The sequence below is a fragment of the Christensenella hongkongensis genome (genome assembly GCF_000981035.1).
In the GTDB taxonomy this organism is placed as follows: Bacteria; Bacillota; Clostridia; order Christensenellales; family Christensenellaceae; genus Christensenella; species Christensenella hongkongensis.
Map to the genome: position 1 here is coordinate 1 of NZ_LAYJ01000105.1, position 17,000 is coordinate 17,000.

The 17,000-nt window shown below is 48.7% G+C and carries 17 protein-coding genes; 16 read left to right on the forward strand and 1 reads right to left on the reverse strand.

From position 1 onward, the window contains the following. The first annotated feature begins 53 nt into the window (after positions 1-53). The 5 genes from CHK_RS09425 (at position 54) to CHK_RS09445 (ending at position 4,768) form a co-directional block, all read left to right on the forward strand. Positions 54-863, forward strand: a complete 810-nt coding sequence (locus CHK_RS09425) for an OmpA/MotB family protein (protein WP_046443812.1) — start codon at positions 54-56, stop codon at positions 861-863. Positions 864-913: 50 nt separating this feature from the next. After that, positions 914-1,339: a flagellar basal body-associated FliL family protein gene (locus CHK_RS09430; RefSeq protein WP_046443813.1), complete on the forward strand. Its 426-nt coding sequence runs from the start codon at positions 914-916 to the stop codon at positions 1,337-1,339. Between the two features lie 152 nt (positions 1,340-1,491). After that, a complete protein-coding gene (fliM, locus tag CHK_RS09435; protein ID WP_046443814.1) occupies positions 1,492-2,487 on the forward strand; it encodes a flagellar motor switch protein FliM in 996 nt (331 codons plus the stop codon). Continuing rightward, on the forward strand, positions 2,480-3,673 hold the full coding sequence (fliY, locus tag CHK_RS09440) for a flagellar motor switch phosphatase FliY (protein WP_052740490.1): 1,194 nt from the start codon (positions 2,480-2,482) through the stop codon (positions 3,671-3,673). Before fliM ends, fliY begins: the two co-directional genes overlap by 8 nt. Before the next feature lie 21 nt (positions 3,674-3,694). Beyond that, entirely contained in the window at positions 3,695-4,768 is a 1,074-nt protein-coding gene (locus CHK_RS09445; RefSeq protein ID WP_046443816.1) for a protein-glutamate methylesterase/protein-glutamine glutaminase, read from the forward strand. 5 nt (positions 4,769-4,773) lie between these two features. On the opposite strand, the gene CHK_RS09450 is transcribed toward CHK_RS09445, so the two are convergent. Beyond that, positions 4,774-5,064, reverse strand: a complete 291-nt coding sequence (locus CHK_RS09450) for an EscU/YscU/HrcU family type III secretion system export apparatus switch protein (protein WP_046443817.1) — start codon at positions 5,062-5,064, stop codon at positions 4,774-4,776. A 105-nt stretch (positions 5,065-5,169) separates the two neighbouring features. On the opposite strand from CHK_RS09450, the gene fliK reads away from it, so the two are divergent. From fliK to CHK_RS09505, 11 genes are all read left to right on the forward strand, one after another. Beyond that, on the forward strand, positions 5,170-6,873 hold the full coding sequence (gene fliK / locus CHK_RS09455; RefSeq protein ID WP_046443818.1) for a flagellar hook-length control protein FliK: 1,704 nt from the start codon (positions 5,170-5,172) through the stop codon (positions 6,871-6,873). 21 nt (positions 6,874-6,894) lie between these two features. Beyond that, positions 6,895-7,806 carry a hypothetical protein gene (locus tag CHK_RS15745; RefSeq protein WP_052740491.1) on the forward strand — a complete coding sequence of 304 codons (912 nt, stop codon included), beginning with the start codon at positions 6,895-6,897 and terminating at the stop codon, positions 7,804-7,806. Positions 7,807-7,900: 94 nt separating this feature from the next. Continuing rightward, the gene (gene fliD / locus CHK_RS09465; protein WP_046443819.1) at positions 7,901-10,219 is read left to right on the forward strand and encodes a flagellar filament capping protein FliD; all 2,319 of its coding nucleotides are present in this window, start codon (positions 7,901-7,903) and stop codon (positions 10,217-10,219) included. Positions 10,220-10,278: 59 nt separating this feature from the next. Further along, positions 10,279-10,683 carry a flagellar export chaperone FliS gene (fliS, locus tag CHK_RS09470; RefSeq protein ID WP_052740492.1) on the forward strand — a complete coding sequence of 135 codons (405 nt, stop codon included), beginning with the start codon at positions 10,279-10,281 and terminating at the stop codon, positions 10,681-10,683. Then, positions 10,649-11,083 carry a hypothetical protein gene (locus CHK_RS09475; protein ID WP_131924812.1) on the forward strand — a complete coding sequence of 145 codons (435 nt, stop codon included), beginning with the start codon at positions 10,649-10,651 and terminating at the stop codon, positions 11,081-11,083. Before fliS ends, CHK_RS09475 begins: the two co-directional genes overlap by 35 nt. 12 nt (positions 11,084-11,095) lie before the next feature. Continuing rightward, on the forward strand, positions 11,096-11,545 hold the full coding sequence (locus CHK_RS09480) for a YaaR family protein (protein WP_046443821.1): 450 nt from the start codon (positions 11,096-11,098) through the stop codon (positions 11,543-11,545). A gap of 32 nt (positions 11,546-11,577) precedes the next feature. Further along, entirely contained in the window at positions 11,578-12,387 is an 810-nt protein-coding gene (locus CHK_RS09485; RefSeq protein ID WP_046443822.1) for a CheR family methyltransferase, read from the forward strand. Positions 12,388-12,402: 15 nt separating this feature from the next. Further along, positions 12,403-13,122: a lytic transglycosylase domain-containing protein gene (locus CHK_RS15750; protein WP_052740493.1), complete on the forward strand. Its 720-nt coding sequence runs from the start codon at positions 12,403-12,405 to the stop codon at positions 13,120-13,122. Positions 13,123-13,134: 12 nt separating this feature from the next. Further along, positions 13,135-14,346, forward strand: coding sequence for an EAL and HDOD domain-containing protein (locus tag CHK_RS09495; RefSeq protein ID WP_046443823.1), 1,212 nt, complete (start codon positions 13,135-13,137; stop codon positions 14,344-14,346). A 178-nt stretch (positions 14,347-14,524) separates the two neighbouring features. Continuing rightward, on the forward strand, positions 14,525-16,327 hold the full coding sequence (locus CHK_RS09500; RefSeq protein ID WP_046443824.1) for a flagellin N-terminal helical domain-containing protein: 1,803 nt from the start codon (positions 14,525-14,527) through the stop codon (positions 16,325-16,327). Between the two features lie 260 nt (positions 16,328-16,587). Next, a complete protein-coding gene (locus tag CHK_RS09505) occupies positions 16,588-16,995 on the forward strand; it encodes a bacteriohemerythrin (RefSeq protein ID WP_046443825.1) in 408 nt (135 codons plus the stop codon). Positions 16,996-17,000 lie beyond the last annotated feature (5 nt).

The window sequence follows — 17,000 nt, forward strand, 5'->3', positions numbered from 1 at the left end:
AAAAAGAAGCCGGAAACCGCCACAGAAGAGGAAGAAGCGGGAGATGACGGCAAATGAGCGATAAAAGGCAGAAGAAAAAGCGCGAGTCAGACGGCGCAAACTGGATGGACACCTATGGTGACTTTGTGACGCTGCTTTTGACGTTTTTCGTTATGCTGTTTGCATCTTCCCAGATGAGTGAATCGAAATGGATTCGTATTGTGGAATCGTTTACCGGGGAACCGGCTGCGTCGATCGTGGAGCCGATTGATCCCTTAAACCCCACATCGGGGTTTGCGCCCAGCGACTATATTCCAAAGGTTACGCCGCGGGATAAGACGGAAGAAGATAAGGCCAGTAATGACAATCCTGAAGAGAACGAATACGACCAGGAGCTTGCGGCGGTATTTAATGACCTGTATGAGCAGCTCCAGCAGTATGTAAATGATAACGGCCTGCAAAACACGATTGCGTTGGAAAAGGAAGGGGAATATATCTATATTACGGTTCTGGACGGAATTTTGTTCGACGAATTAAAGGCCGATATCAGGGATGAGAATGCCGAGAATATTCTGAATAATGTCGCAACTATGATCGCAAATTCGCAAAACAGCGTCAGGGCGATTACGGTACAGGGCCATACGGACAGTACGCCCATCAAAAACACAACGCAGTTCAAGGACAACTGGTCGCTCTCTTCCGAACGCGCGAATGAAGTAAAGCGGTATATGACGGAGCACAGCGATCTGACGGATGACAAGTTTTATACGACGGGGAGGGCGGATCAGGATCCCGTCGCCCCAAATGATACGGAAGAAAACCGGCAGAAGAACCGGCGCGTCAAGTTCATTGTGCAGAGCATGAACGCCCCGCCTGACAAATAAACGGGCATAGAGGTATTGGAAAACGATAACAGCAAAGGATACAGGAAAAGATGAAGAAGAAAATTGTACCGATCATAATTGTGGTAATTGTAGTTGCAGCGGCATTCTTTGTATATTTTAACTTTTTTGCGAATAAAGACGAGACGGATCAGGGCGCGACAGGAACCAATTATGAGGAAATTTATTACTATGTTCCCGGTGAATATTTCGTAACAAATATTGTAGACAGCACTGCTCTGTGCAAAACCAGTACTTCGCTTGCGCTTTCAGGTAAGGATCAGACTACTTTCCTGGAAACGAATGTAGCGGTAATCAGAAACGAAATTGTAAAGGTGCTGCGCTCGCATAATGAAGAAGACCTCCGCACTCCGGGGGCAATCGACCAACTGGAGCAGGAAATGACGGCTGCAATTCAGGCGGAGTTACAGCTTACTGACCTGGTGCAGGTTTTTATCAGTGATTTCGTTATACAGTAGCCAGAAAAAGGCCATTACTTATATATTTTACAGCATACAAACAATTCATAGCGCACGCTGTGCGCATGGAAATGTTGTTGCGTAGCAGTTTTATGCAAATGTTGCATGCGCCACAATTTCAGAAACTGCAATAGTCTTTAGGAGGAAGCTAATTGGCGAATGTATTATCGCAAAATGAAATAGACGAGCTGCTGAATGCGCTGAACGCAGGGGAGGACCTTTCGCTTGGCGACGAAACGAACGATCATTCAAACAGCGTGCGAATCTATGATTTTCGAACTGCAAATAAATTTTATAAGGAGCAGATGCGAACCCTTAATGTCGTATATGACAGCTTCGCGTATCTGTTTGCCAATAAACTGACAGGGCTCCTGCACACGGTTTGTACGGTGGAGGTCGTGTCGGTGGAGGAACAAAGCTTTGGCGAATTCAATAATTCGCTTCCCTCGCCCGTTGTGCTTGGGGTGATCGATATGAAGCCGTTTCAGGGTTCGATCCTTGTAGAGCTTTCTTCAACGCTCGTCTATGCGCTGATCAGCAGGTTGTTTGGCGGTGCGGCGGATTATTCGCAAAACGAAAAATCGTTTACGGAAATCGAAATGTCTATTGTGGAAAATATTCTGCACCAGATGATTGGCGTGCTCAAGGAAGCGTGGGAGAAGATCGTCGATGTGCACCCCATCCTGACAAGCATTGAAAACAGCTCGCAGTTTACGCAGATCGCGGCTATGAATGAACCGGCGGCTATTGTTACGATGAATACGAAGCTGGACGAGATTGAAGGAATCATATCCTTTTGTATCCCGCATTTTTCGATCCAGCCGGTGGCAAAGGAACTGAATACCGTAAACTGGACGCTCGCCGATACTGTGACGGAAGCAAAGGAAAGCAAGCAAAAAACACTGGAGGAGCAGCTTAACAATACTTATGTGACGCTGCAGGCCACCTTTAACGAAACAAAGGCGCCTCTTTCTGAAATTATCGGTATGCAGGTGGGGGACGTTATCTGCCTGGATCATGGAATCAGGGACGGGATTAATGTAAGCGTTGAATCGATTCCCAAATTTATGGGTGTGATTGGTACGGAAAATCATAAATATGCAGTACAGGTAGCAAAGATTATCAAGGAGAATGAGAACATTGAGTAATGAAGTTTTAGACCAGGACCAGATTGAGCAGATGCTCGTAGAGGCAGGGCAGGTGAGTGAGGGGCCGGACCTGTTAACGGATGATTATCTGACAAAAAATGAACAGGATCTGCTTGGCGAAATCGGCAATATCTGTATGGGCACCTCAGCCACTACAATGTCTACGCTTCTTGGACGAAAAGTAGGAATCACAACGCCGATGATATCGATCCACACGCTCGATTCCCTGAGCAGGGAGTATCCTGTGCCGCTTGTGGTTTCCGAGGTGCAGTATACCGAGGGGCTTGAGGGAAATAATTTACTGATTTTAAAAGAATATGACGTAGCGCTGATAACAAATCTGATGCTTGGCGATGAGGAGGAAGTGGATCCCGATCACATTGAGCTTACAGAGATACATATGAGCGCTATGGGGGAGATCATGAATCAGATGGTCGGATCTTCGGCGACGGCGCTCGCAGATATCCTGCACAAGCTGGTAAATATTTCCACACCGACCACCAGACGGCTGGTGATGGACAGCGGCGTAGTGTCGGACTCCTTTGCGGATCCGGAAAGCCCGCTTGTAAAGATCAGCTTTAAAATGGAAATCGAAGATTTGCTTACGAGCGAGATTATGCAGATTATACCGGTGGAATTTGCAAAGAGTACGGCGGACAGCGTTTGGCGTCAAATGCAGGAGGACACGGGAATGACGGAAGAGCCATTGACTTCTGTGCCTGCTGCGCAAGTACCGGCGACGCCTGCACAGCAGGCGCAGCCGCAAAGCAACCCGCAGCCTGCCGCCGAATATGTGCAGCCGCAAGGAGATATGCAGCCGGCGTACAACGCTCCGGAAAATAATGTAATCCGGGAACGGCAGAACATACGGGTATCGGAACCGCAATTTCCAAGCTTTAATAATATATCCGGGAACCCGCAGATACCGTCGCTGGACAATATCGAGATGATTATGGACGTTCCGATGAACGTAACTGTGGAGCTTGGTAAAACACATAAAAAGATCAGGGATATTCTTGATTTTAATATCGGATCGGTGATCGTCCTGGACAGAATAGCCGGGGACATGGTGGACATCCTTGTGAATGGAAAGTGTATCGGCAAGGGCGAGGTAGTTGTCATTGACGATAATTATGGAATCCGCATTACGGAAATTAATATGCCAAATGCAAACGATTTGATTTGAGCGGAAATGGGGTAGAACTCTTTGAAAGCTATCGGCAACGAAAATAAAATAAAGCTGCTCATTGTGGATGATTCCGTATTTTACAGGACGGCAATCGCAAATTCGCTGATCAATCATCCTAAAATACAGGTTGTGGGCACTGCGGAAAACCCATTTGACGCAAAGGATAAAATACTTGCCCTGAAACCGGATGTTATGACGCTGGACGTTGAGATGCCAAAAATGAGCGGCATTGATTTTTTAAAGATTATGATGCAGCAAAGGCCGATGCCGGTTGTGGTGGTAAGCTCCGTATCGGGCATTGTTTTTGAAGCGATGCGTGCGGGTGCGGTTGATTTTGTTGCGAAGCCATCCGCCGGCCAAAAAGGATGTCTCGAATCGTTTACCCAGGAAATTGCAGCCAAAATTGTAATTGCATCCAAAGCTTCCATGAAACGATTCCAAAGGCCGGCTAAGCCTGCCGCAAATACAAAAACGGTAAATGTAGCTCCGGGAGTGACTGTGGGTAATCCCTACGGACTGATTGCGCTTGGGGCTTCGACAGGAGGAACGGAAGCGACGAGCGTTATTTTGCGGAGACTTCCTAAAAATATTCCGGGAATGGTTGTAACGCAGCACATGCCGCCGGTTTTTACCAATATGTACGCACAGAGGCTGGATAAAGAATGTGCCGTTTCGGTCAAGGAAGCCGCGGATAACGATGTTGTAAAACCCGGATGGGTGTATATTGCCCCGGGAGACAAACACCTCACGGTTACAAAAAGCGGAAACGATATGGTATTGCATTGCCGGGCGGGGGATAAGGTCAACGGGCACTGTCCGTCGGTGGATGTGATGTTCCAGTCGGTCGCTAAATTTGCAGATCAGAGCACGGTGGGGATTTTGCTCACGGGAATGGGCGCGGATGGCGCGCAGGGATTGCTCGAAATGAAAAATAAGGGCGCATTTACGATTGGTCAGGATGAAGCGACATGCGTCGTATACGGTATGCCGATGGTCGCGAAAAAATTAGGCGCCGTAACAAAGCAAGAGCCGCTCGAGGAGATTGCTCCTGCGTTGATGAATTACCTGGTTGCGGGAAACGTCAAAAAATAAAGCCGCTATGGTTTGATTCTGGAATGGAACTCGCTGTCCTTCTGGCTCAGGAACACCAGTATCTGCGCGACGGCCTCGTACAGCTTGGGAGGGATCGCATCGCCGACGGACAGCTTTACCAGAACGTCCGAAAGGGATTTATCCTCAACGATGGGAATGTTGTGTTCCTCGGCGGACTCAATGATTTTTTCAGCGACATAGCCGGTGCCGAGGGCGGAAATAATTGGAGCGTTGTCACGCTCAGGATCGTATTTTAAGGCTGCGGCCTGTGAGCCCGGTTTTGAATTGGTTTTCATCTGGTACTCCGTATCGGTTGATTGGGAAAACGTATAAATCCCTTTATAGTTTATCGAAGGGATTTGGCAAATGATTAGCGCTTTTGCGTAAGAAAGGGATTACAAATGCAGATATCGGGTATGATGCAGGTTTCTCCTGCGGGAAACGGGAATAAGCCAGGAATTGGCGGCGGATTGTCTGCATTTGAGCGCCTTGCTCCCGGGCAGAGCACACAGGCGCAGGTTGTGGAAGTTTCTGAAGGAAAGCTGACGCTTAAGACCGCAACCGGCGATTTGGTTCAGGCGGATTTCCCCAAAGATTCAGGGATTGTGCCCGGTGACGTTTTAGAGCTGACGCTCGTAACAAAGGGCGAAGGCCAGATGCAGCTCCGCCTTACGGCAATCAACGGGCAGACGGTGAATCTGGAAGCGAACGAAATGCAGGTATACCTGATGAACATGGGGGTGCAGCCCTCGGAAAGCAATACAAAGGCAGCCCAGTTTTTGCTGGACAGGAATGTATTTCCGACAGCGGCAAAAATCAGCACGCTGCTGAAAATAGCGGAGCAGTTTCCGTTGCTCGAGGCGGCGGTGGCGTTTTTCATGGCGGAAAACGAGGTGCCGGTTACAAGGCAGAACGTTGAGACTTTGCAGAGATGGTTTTCACAGCCGCAGCCCATTGGCGATACTGCACAGGAGCTGAGCAATATTCTCGAGCAAATGATAACAAGCGGGCAAACTGTGGAGGAAAAGCCTGATTTTATAGAATCTTTTTTGAACCGTGTTTCGGCTCAGGAAGGGCAGGCAGCAACGAAAAGCATTGCACCGGAAGCGTTGCGCGCTTTGGCACAGCAGCTTTCCGGTCTTGAAGAAGGACAGGCGGTAGCCGCAATACAAAAATTTACAGCGGCTGTGCAGGTGACGCAGGAGCAGAAAGCAGCCCTGAGCGCGATTCTGGTTGGAGCCTACGAGACCGCAAAACACACACAGGCAGCGAGCGAGGCTCAAATGCCTGCAAGCGAAGCCGCGCCACAGGAACAGGCCGGCATCCAGAAGCAACAGATTGCGGAAGGACAGGAGCAGCCTGCGGGAAGAACAGACAGGCAGGCACAGGGAAGCGCCGCAGGAAGAGAAACAGCGGCAGCTACCGGACAGGGGGTTCCTTTACAGGAACAGCCGGTACAGAGACAGGGCGGCAACGGTCAGGCTGTACAGGAAGCAAAACAGATCATCCAAGCGCTGGAGAAATTTTTCACACCGGTCAGGCAGGATGCGGAAAATGCGGCAGTGTTGCAGCAGGCGCTTAAAGGGCAACAGGCGCTCGCGGAGAATGTAAGGGAGAACGCGGCAAGGCTGACGGGCGAAGGGGGGTATCTCACGCAAAAAGCGGGAGAAATGTCCTCGCAGATTAAAATCGGCGCAGAGCTGAATCATTTTTATTATTGCCAGATACCCTTTGAAACCGGTGGGAATAAGAACACTGCAGAGCTATATGTGTTTGAACGCAACCGTGGAAAACAGGAGGGTGAGCGCACGCGTATGACGGTGTTGATTGCCCTGGAAACCCAATATATGGGAAGGGTGGAGTCTGTGCTCAGGACGGAAAGCGGGGAGCTTACGGTTGAGCTAAGGGTGGAGAACGAACGCGTGGAACGATTTTTACAGGAAGCCGCAGAGCAGCTAGCCGGCGAGCTGAAAGAAAGCGACTTTAAAATTGGCGGGATCAGCGTATGCCGGATCAAAACGCCTGTAACGCCGCTCAACGCGACGCAAGCGCTTGGAGCAGAAGCGCCAGCAGCACGGGTGGAAGGAATCGATATCAGGATTTGAGTCCTTATAACGGAGGAGAAAATGTCTACGATCAATGGAATCAATTCAAATTTGTATAACGGCACGGCCACGGGTACGTCGCAAAGCGGCTCAAACAACAATATGTTTCTTGAGCTTCTGAGCAGTTACATGGGCTCGCAGGCCGGATCAATCGGGGGCTTTGCTGATTCTTCCTCATCAGGCAGCTCTATGAGCGGGCTTCTTGGCGGAATGGGCGGCTCTGACAGCAGTATGATGCTTATGTTAATGATGATTTTGTTATCGCAGCAGAAAAGCGGAAACACAAACCTTACCGGCAGCACGGGGACGACGTCGCAATGCCAGCATTATTTTGTGGATTCTTACCAGAATGCAGCGCAGCAAGGAATACCAAGCTCGTCCTGGCTGCCGTCCAATCCATCGCTTACCAACCATGTCGGAGAACGCAGCGCACAGGCGTACGAAAGCGTGATCGATCAGTTTGGAGTGGAAACGAATGAACGCTACCGTGTCAATAAAAACGGTACAGGAGATACATACTGCAATATTTTTGCGTGGGATGTGACGCGCGCGATGAGGGCGGAGATACCCCATTTTATCAATACGGCGACGGGCGTGCCTATGGCCTCGGCAGGCGCGAATGCGAAAGAGCTTGATGCGAACGGCGTGAACGACTGGCTGAACGGTAATGGAGCCGCTTATGGATGGAGAAAAGCAACCGCTGAGGAAGCGCAGCAATATGCGAACGCAGGGATGCCCGCGGTAACATCGTGGAAAAATCCTTCGGGGCACGGACACCTGCAGGTGGTGAGGCCATCCGCAGACGGAACTTACGACCAAACGCGTGGAGTCGCGATCGCACAGGCGGGCAGGCAGTTGATTCGCAACGGATATTGCTCCGACGCATACAGCAATAATACGATGTCACAAATCGACTATTTTGTGCATATTTGAAGAAAAGCATTAAAGTTTTTGGCAAACAATACGATATAAACAGTGTAAGACCGTTTGTTTACCAAACGAAATGTTTTGAAAGGAAGTATGAATTATGGCAACAAATCCAATCAGTTCTTATTCCACGTCGAGGATTACCGGACTCATCTCTGGAATGGATACCGACTCGTTGATTGAAAAAGCGATGAAATCGGAGCAGGCAAAGCTTGACCGTATGTATCAGAGCAAAACGAAGCTGGAATGGAAACGGGACGCATATACGGACATTAATACGAAGCTTTTGGAATTCAGCAATAAATATATGAGCCAGACAAGCGCGGATAATATATTCTCTACGAATGTATACAAGGCTTATAAAATCAGTATTTCAGATAAATACAGTTCATATTTTGACATCAAAGGCACGGCAAACGCCACGATTTCAAACCATAAAATTACAAAAACCACGCTGGCGGAATATGCGACGGTGAATGGGGCGAAGTACAGGAACAGGGTTGCGGGGCTTACGGGAACGGCAAATTCGAATTCGCTTGCATCGGTTTCAGGCACAAAAAAGCTTGGAGCGGACTGGCAGGACCAAAAGTTAAGCGAGCTTACCTATGAAGACGGAACCAAAGTATTCAATTTTTCAAGCTCGGGCGATAAGCTTTCCTTCTCTGTCAATGGACAGACCTTTGTGTTTGACCAGGACGAGAAAATGACGGATGTGCTGGATTCGGTGAGTGGAAATCCGTCCGCCAAGGCAAAAATGTCGGTTGTGGGAGGACAGATTCATTTTGAAAGCACGGTAAAGGGCGAAAAAACAGCGCTTGTATTCGCAAATTCCGCCGGCCCTGAAGTGTTTGGCAAAAACGGGGCGTTTGGAATTACGGATACCACAATTAAAGCCAAAAGCCTGATCAATGAGGATATGACGCTCGGGGAGATCGCTACGGCGACCGGTAAGGACCTGGGATTTGATGCCAGTGGGAAAATAAGCTTTGAAATCAATGGAGAAACCTTTACCTTTGAACGGTCAGATACGCTAAAATCCGTGTTGCAGACTGTAAATGACAATGCGGACGCCAAGGTCACGATGACCTACGACCAGGAGAAGGATCAGTTTATGCTGCGCAGCGATGTGACAGGAACGGGTACGGAGGTTTCCGTATCCAATAAGACGGGAAATTTCTTCGGGAATGATGGCCTTACGGGCATCAAGGAAGATACAACGACAAAATATCAAACCATTGACCGCGGAACAGACACCATTGCGACAGCCGCGGCAAAAATGGGCATTGACCTGCAGCTTGATTCGGAAGGCAAATTCAGTTTCACTGTAAACGGAGTGGATTTTTCTTTCAACACTACCGATACGCTGCAGACAATGATCAATAAAGTGAACGGAAACGAAGAGGCGAAAGCAAAGCTTACTTACAGCCAGATTACAGATTCGTTTGTTTTCACCAGTAGTGAAACAGGGCGCGATGCAACGGTAACCGTCGCAAATAAAGACGGCGCGAACGCATTTGGCGGCGCTGATTCCTTTTTTGGGACGGCTGAAGCAAGCTCGCGCGGAACAGACGCGACGATTGAAATCGACGGGGAAACCATCACACAATCCTCCAATTCCTTCGTGCTCGATGGAATGGAGTTCACGCTCAAAACGGCGTTTGACTCTTCAGATCCGAAGGTGGCGGAGCTTGGCCCGGCTTCTTTCTCGGTGGAGCAGGATATCGATAAGGTGGTTGATAAGGTCAAGAAATTTGTAGAAGATTACAACAAGCTTGTCCAGTCCCTTTACGAACAGATTACAGAAGAGATTGATTATGATTATTCGCCGCTTTCCCAGTCCGCACGTGCCGACTTGTCTGAAGATGACCTGAAGCAGTGGGATGAAAAGGCAAAACAGGGCATATTGAGGAACGACAGCGTGGTCAATAACCTTCTGTTCGGCATGAGGACAAGCCTTTTTGAGGCGGTAGGGGATACAGGGCTTTCGGCCCATGACCTCGGGATTTCCACGATTGCTTACAGCAAGGAAAAGTATGGCGGGCAGCTTGAATTTGACGAGGATAAATTCCGGGAAATGATGAAAAAGGATCCGGATGCGGTCGCAAACGTTATGGCGGCTACCTCAACGGCTACGGACAGCAAGGTTGAACACGCGCAGTCAGGCCTTATTTCCCGTTTTTTCGACCAACTGTCTGATGCAAGGAGTACGATTCGCAGCACGAACCTGAAAAATACCAACCAGCAGATCAGCGATACGGAAACAAAAATGAGCGACCAGCTGAAGAAGATGTATGAACAGCAGGAGGCGCTATACAATAAATTTGCAACGATGGAGACGTTGATGTCACAGTATCAACAGCAAAGCACCTGGCTGACGCAGCAGATATCGTCGCTCAATTCACAGCTTGGAAGATCGTAAGCGCAATTTGGCGGATAAAAACTGCGTGGCAATTACGAAAATAGTAGGAGGAAACAGCTTTGTACGCAACTGCAAACCTGCAAAACAGGTATAAACAGGAATCTGTAACCACGGCCAGTCCGATTGATTTGGTCATTATGTTATATGAAGGCTGTATTAAACAGCTGAAACTGGCAAAGATATTACAGGAAAACAATGAGCCCGGCAAAATACTGGAATGCTTTGAAAAAGCGGAGAACATCATTTTAGAGCTTGTAAGGAGCCTTGATTTGAGGTTTGACGTATCAAAGGACCTGCTCGAGCTTTATCAGTTTATGATAGACGAGATCGTCCAGGCGGGCCTTACGAGGGATATGGAACGAATTGATCCTGTAATCGGAATGCTGACATCCCTCTGCGAGGCATGGGGAGAAGCAAAAGGAAGCGTGGATGGAGATGTGTTCAGTGAAAGCGGAGCGGAATAATGATGAAGCCGCATGGAAAGCGGCAACTGCACTTTTGCAGGATTTTTTAAAGCTGACGGAGGAAATTTCGACGCTTTTGACCGGGGAGGTTGACGAGCCCGGCGATGTGGAGAAAAAGCTCGATGAACGTGCGGAAATCATTCGGAAGATACAGGGCTTGAATTTACGCACGGACGATGGAGATGCAGGCCAGGAAGTGCAAAAGCACAGGTGGCTTTACGGGCAGCTGCTCGAAAAAATTGAAAAGGCAGAGGACGCCAACAAAAAACGGCTTTCAGAGATCATGCAACAGCAAATGAAGCAGATGCGTGAGACAACCAGGTCTATCAGGACGATAGACGCGTATAACAAACAAATGCAGGAAGTGGAGATGCCTGATGAGCAAGTGCCGCTCAAATAGCAAAGGGAAAAGATGAAGGTTCAGACAATCAACAGCCTGTCGATGGAGACTATTGCCAGAAACGATGCGGAAATTTCAAATCCGCTGGATGGGGAACTGGTTTTCCGGAGCCAGATGACAAAGGAAACCAATTCCGCATATATGAAGCACGTCAGCCAGCTGGTTGCCGACATTGAGAAACAGGGAACAAAGCTTGGGCAGCGCGCAGATATGGGCGAGCTGCAAAAATACAGGGAGATGATTACCAGACTGATCAATGAAACCGTGAGCAATGGGTTTGCATTCTGCAAGGAAAGCAAGTTTGGCGTGAATGGGCGCAGCAAGATATTTGCCATGATCAAAACGGTAAATGGAAAGCTGGACGGTATGACAAAAAAACTGCTTGAGCAGGAAAAGGAGAATATCAGCTTTTTGGATGACATCGACGACATACGCGGCTTGTTGGTGGATATGTTTTTATAGAAGAGACTACAAATTGATATGACGAGGATTGTATGCAGCTAAAAGAACAAGAGTTTCATCGCCTGCGCGATTATATGTACCAGAATTTTGGAATCAACCTCAGTGAGAAAAAGCTTCTTATTGAGGGAAGAATGGCAAATGCGCTCAAACAAAAGGGCTTTCATTCTTTTGGAGAATTTATCGATCATCTGGAGAAGGACGATACCGGCGAGGATGTGTCCATGCTCGTTACAAAGCTTACGACCAATTTCACGTATTTTATGCGGGAGGAACAGCATTTTGATTTCATGAAAGAAGTTGCACTGGCTGAAAGCGTTGCAAAAATACGTGACGGAAATCTTTGCATATGGAGCGCGGGCTGTTCGTCAGGCGAGGAGCCATACACGATTGCGATGCTCATTGACGAGTATTTTAAAGGAAATAAAAGAGGACTCGATACGAAGGTGCTTGCGACCGATATTTCAGACAAGGTATTGCGCATCGCAAAAACAGGAGTGTATAAGGATGAACGGATGAACCGCATGCCGCCTTACTGGAGCAAAAAGTATTTCAGGAAGGCAGGAGACGACACCTATGAGGTCAAACAGGAAATCAAAAACGAAGTAATTTTCCGCAAATTTAACCTGATGGAGCCTGTATTCCACTTTAAGAGGAAATTCCACATGATTTTTTGCAGGAATGTAATGATCTACTTTGATTCGCAGACAAGGGGAAGACTTGCTAAAAAGTTCTATGACAGCCTGCATCCGGGAGGATATTTGTTCATCGGCCTTTCGGAGACGCTGATCAATAATGAGACGGATTTTGAGTATGTCAGGCCGTCGATTTACAGGAAGAAGTAAACGGAGGAAAGCAGATTGGGAATTGAAAATGTACAGGCGAGGGTTGGGGAAATCCAGGCGCGTATTCAGAGCGTTTTAGGGACTCCAAACGCACAGTTCCAATCGATCCTGCAGGATAAGCTTGGGGTATCGCAGCAGACAACCACGCAGGGTACTGCGGATACTGCTTCGGCACAGACGGCGCTTTATAACACGCTGACGCAGGATACGGGTGTGCCAACGGGAAGATATTGCGCGAAATGCGGTACGCCGGAGCTCATGAGCAGTTACGGCGTATCCTATACGGCTGCCGTAGATACAAGCGACGGTATGATTGAAAAAGCCGCGCCCTATATGGATATTATCGAAGAAGCGTCGCAAACGTACGGCGTTCCCGTAAACCTTATTATGGGGATTATCAAGGCGGAGTCGGATTTCAATCCACAGTGCGTGTCAGGCGCGGGAGCGAAGGGACTGATGCAAATCATGCCGGAGAACGCCCGGGAATTTGGCGTAACCGACGTGTATGATGCACGTCAAAATATATTTTGCGGCGTCGACGAGGTAGCCCGCCTGATCGATAAATACGACGGGGATGTAAAATTGGCGCTTGCAGCCTACAATACCGGCCCCGGCAATATCGCAAAACGCGGCGTAACGAGCAGCAACAGCCCGGAATATCTGACCGTACCGCAGTCAATCAGGGATTATGCGGACAGGGTGCTTGGTTATGCAGGGCTCAGGACATTGGTGTAAGGAGAGGTTTATATGCAGTCATATATTGTAAAACAACCGATCCACAATGAAGAGAATGAATTGTGGGCATATGAAATCCTGTATGTGGACGAAGGAACAGGAATGGGAATCGTTGGGGATTCCAATGCGGCAAATGCCGTGGAAACGTTATTGATGCAGTTCCAGAGCGGCGATTTTCTGGAGGGGAAAATTGCGTTTGTTAATTTTACGCCCAACCTCCTGTTCCGAAATGTGCCGCGCATATTTGATCCGGATAAACTCGTAATACAGATCGATGAGGATGTCCTGCTGAATCCGCTGGCGGTTAAAATCGTACAGAAATATAAAAAACAAAACTATAAAGTAGCGCTAAAAGGCTTTGAGTTCAACAGCCGGTATCTGACTGCACTTGATTACGTAGACATCATTAAACTCAATTTCGCAAGGGGCGTTGCGTCGCTTGATAATATTGTAGAAATCGCAACAGGTCTTAAAAAAGAGATCGTCGCTTACAATATCAACGACCAAAAGGCATTGGACGCTGCAAAGCATCTGCATATCAGGTTTATGCAGGGGCCCTACATAGCGACGGTGTTGCCGGAAAAGACCAGGAATATGCAGCATTTGCAGGGGAATTTCCTGCAGCTTATGGCGGCGGTTACGAGGGACGAAATTAATTTTGATGAGGTAGAGGAGCTTGTATCGCGGGATGTAACGCTTACGTATGCTCTCTTCAAGCTTGTGAATTCGGCATATTTTGCCTTGCGCAAGAAGGTGTCCTCTGTGCATCAGGCGCTGGTGGTGCTTGGTATGGGACAGCTCAAGCAGTGGATTTACCTGATGAGCTTCCGTTCGGACGCGCAAATGCCTTCTGAATTTATCAAGGTGTCGTTCCTGCGTGCGAACCTGTGCGCAGAGCTATTGTTACTCGCGCAGGATATGCCGCTTTCCAAATCGGAGGCATACCTTATGGGGATGTTTTCCACGCTGGGCAATCTTTTGGATATGCCGCTTGAAGAAGCGCTTGGGCAGCTCAACCTTTCAGACGTTATCATAGAAGCGCTCCTCGAAAAAAAGGGACGTGCGGGTACGCTGTATAGCCTCGTGCTGCATTACGAGCAGGGAAACTGGGTTGAAATGTCCAATAATGCGCAGGAACTCGGCATACCGGTGCATGTAATTTCGCAAAAATACTTCGAATGTATCGATATGGTGAACGAGATGTGGGACAGCGTTCTGGGGTAATGCGAAAAAGATAAAAATTGTGCTAAAGTTTTTTGGAAAAGTGACGATAAAAGAAACTAGAGAACGCAACACAAGTTACCTGGCGCGGCAATCCTAGGCAGCGGCGCAATAGAAACAATATGCTGCGGTTTCACAATAAAACGGCAAGATGCCAAAAAAGAATCAGGAGGATTCAAAAATGAGGATTCAGAATAACATTATGGCGCTTAACACACAGCGTCAGTACACGATCAACAACGATAACGTAGCCAAGAGCGCTGAAAAGCTTTCGTCCGGCTACCGCATCAACCGCGCGGGCGACGACGCTGCAGGACTTGCGATTTCTGAGAAAATGCGCAGCCAGATCCGCGGCCTGAACATGGCGACAAAGAATTCGCAGGATGCGATTTCGCTCGTACAGACGGCTGAGGGCGCGCTGCAGGAAACGCACTCCATGCTGCAGAGGATGAACGAGCTTGCCAACCAGTCCGCTACAGGCACCAACCAGGAGCTTGACCGTAACGCGCTTGCAAAGGAATTCGAGCAGTTAAAGCGCGAGATCAACGACGTTGCAGAGCAGACAACCTTCAACAACATGAAGATCCTCGACGGCTCCCTTTCCTATCAGGGACCGCAGAGAAGCGCGCAGACAGCGGGCGTGAACGTGACGGAGACGGTGGACGCTGCGAATAACGGCGTTATGACTACGGAAGTGACAACCAAGGGCCAGGCGGCTGTTACGGCTGTAAAAGCAAAATACGAGATCGATTTTACAGGTACGGCTGCAGTTGATGATGCACAGGGTAAGGTTACGATTGGCGGGAAAGAGCTTACATGGACTGCTAGCGCAGGCGATACTTTATCAGATAACCTTGACGATATCGTAACAGCTTACAATGCTTCCGGCGATCCGATTCTGTCTGGCTATACGGCGACGAAAGATGGTAACAAGATTGTTCTTGAAGCGGATACTGCTCAGGCGGATCCGAATAAATCTGCAATCATGGGTACGACAAGCGGCTTTGGCGGCGGAAAAGCTGTTTCTGAAGTGACAAAAGGTGTTGACACGGTCGCTGCTGCACAAGGCGTAACGACGGCTAAGGTAAAAGCGGAAGACCTGAAAGTGGGAGACCAGATTACGATTGGCGGCAGGAAGTTTGAACTGATCGCTGCAGGTGATGCGGCTCAGACAGGCAATGTCGGTATCGAATGGGATTCCAGCAAAACGCTTGCGGATCTCGTGACAGCGCTTGACGGTGGTATGAACGATGTTACCGTTGCAGCGACAGCTGCTGGAGATGGCTTCACAGTAACGCAGGACGTAGCCGGCACTGGCGAATATGGCGTGAAATTCACGGCTGCTGCAGCAACGAAATCCACAGTTGAGCTTGACACAGTAAAGCTCAAGAGCGGAGATACGATCAGCATCAAATCGAACGGTACGGAATACACCTATGAATTCCAGTCGGGCGATACGGTGACAAACATTGCACAGGGCCTGAAAGACGCTGCTGGCAACGTGCTGAACGCTCAGATCAAGGGCTCGGCATTCATCGTGGACGGCAAGGTCGATACGTCGGGCTTCACACCGGTGACGGAAACGAAATTTGACGCGATCCGCATCCAGGTCGGCGCTCTGGAAGGCGAGCAGCTTTCCGTTTCGATCGACTCGATGAACACGAAAGGCCTCGGCCTTGACGGCATCGAAATCAACACACAGGATGCTGCCGGAAAAGCGATCACCGCCACAAGATCGGCAATCGACAAGGTTTCCGACCAGAGGGCTGCGCTTGGTTCCATGCAGAACAGGCTGGATCACAAGATTTCCAACCTGAAGGTTTCGGCAGAAAACCTGACGGCAGCTGAAAGCCGTATCCGCGACGTGGATATCGCTTCGGAAATGACAGAGTTCACGAAGAATAATATCCTTGCACAGGCTTCCACAGCGATGCTTGCACAGGCGAATTCTCTTCCGCAGAACGTTCTGTCCCTGCTCAGATAAGTTTGGGCTGAGAGGTTCTGAAAAAGTAAGGGGAAAGAAGCCTGAAACCCTTTTGGTAAAAGGCTTTCTTTCACCGGATCATAAAGCCGCGCGGCGGGGGAAACCCTGCTGCGCGCTTTAGGGTTTTCCGGGAAATTCATGATAGCAGTTTGCCAAAAGGCTGGTTACAGGCTTTTGGTATCAATTACAAATGCAAGAGATTTGCACAATCTGCATTCAGTGAAATCGCTGTAAAAAGCGGGAAAGGGGGATAAAAATTTATGGCATATGTATTCACAAGAGACCTGGAAACGGGTAACGCTAAGATCGATTCGCAGCACAAGGAATTGTTTGATGCGATGAACAAACTGGAGGCTGCATGCTCGCAGGGCAAGGGACGCGTTGAGGTAGAAAAGACGCTGCAATTTTTAAGCGACTATATTACAAAGCATTTTGGTGACGAGGAAACGCTGCAAAGGCAGTCGGGTTATCCTGATTTTATGAAACATAAGGGCTATCATGAAACATTTAAAAAAGTGGTGGCAGATATTGCGGCGGAATACAAAAGGGATGGCTCGTCTATCGTTTTGGTGGGCAAGGTAAACGCAAAGGTAGGAATGTGGCTTTTGAACCACATTAAGCGTGAGGACGTAAAGCTTGGGCAATACCTGAAGAGCAAAAATATGTAAGTGTG

Excerpts from the sequence above, each read along its gene's own strand:
- CHK_RS09480 (WP_046443821.1), top strand. The coding sequence starts at position 11,096 with ATGAAGGTTCAGACAATCAACAGCCTGTCGATGGAGACTATTGCCAGA.
- CHK_RS09425 (WP_046443812.1), top strand. The coding sequence starts at position 54 with ATGAGCGATAAAAGGCAGAAGAAAAAGCGCGAGTCAGACGGCGCAAAC.
- CHK_RS09430 (WP_046443813.1), top strand. The coding sequence starts at position 914 with ATGAAGAAGAAAATTGTACCGATCATAATTGTGGTAATTGTAGTTGCA.
- CHK_RS09450 (WP_046443817.1), bottom strand. The coding sequence starts at position 5,064 with ATGAAAACCAATTCAAAACCGGGCTCACAGGCCGCAGCCTTAAAATAC.
- fliK (WP_046443818.1), top strand. The coding sequence starts at position 5,170 with ATGCAGATATCGGGTATGATGCAGGTTTCTCCTGCGGGAAACGGGAAT.
- CHK_RS09500 (WP_046443824.1), top strand. The coding sequence starts at position 14,525 with ATGAGGATTCAGAATAACATTATGGCGCTTAACACACAGCGTCAGTAC.
- CHK_RS09485 (WP_046443822.1), top strand. The coding sequence starts at position 11,578 with ATGCAGCTAAAAGAACAAGAGTTTCATCGCCTGCGCGATTATATGTAC.
- fliD (WP_046443819.1), top strand. The coding sequence starts at position 7,901 with ATGGCAACAAATCCAATCAGTTCTTATTCCACGTCGAGGATTACCGGA.
- CHK_RS09495 (WP_046443823.1), top strand. The coding sequence starts at position 13,135 with ATGCAGTCATATATTGTAAAACAACCGATCCACAATGAAGAGAATGAA.
- CHK_RS15745 (WP_052740491.1), top strand. The coding sequence starts at position 6,895 with ATGTCTACGATCAATGGAATCAATTCAAATTTGTATAACGGCACGGCC.
- CHK_RS09505 (WP_046443825.1), top strand. The coding sequence starts at position 16,588 with ATGGCATATGTATTCACAAGAGACCTGGAAACGGGTAACGCTAAGATC.
- CHK_RS09475 (WP_131924812.1), top strand. The coding sequence starts at position 10,649 with ATGGAGATGTGTTCAGTGAAAGCGGAGCGGAATAATGATGAAGCCGCA.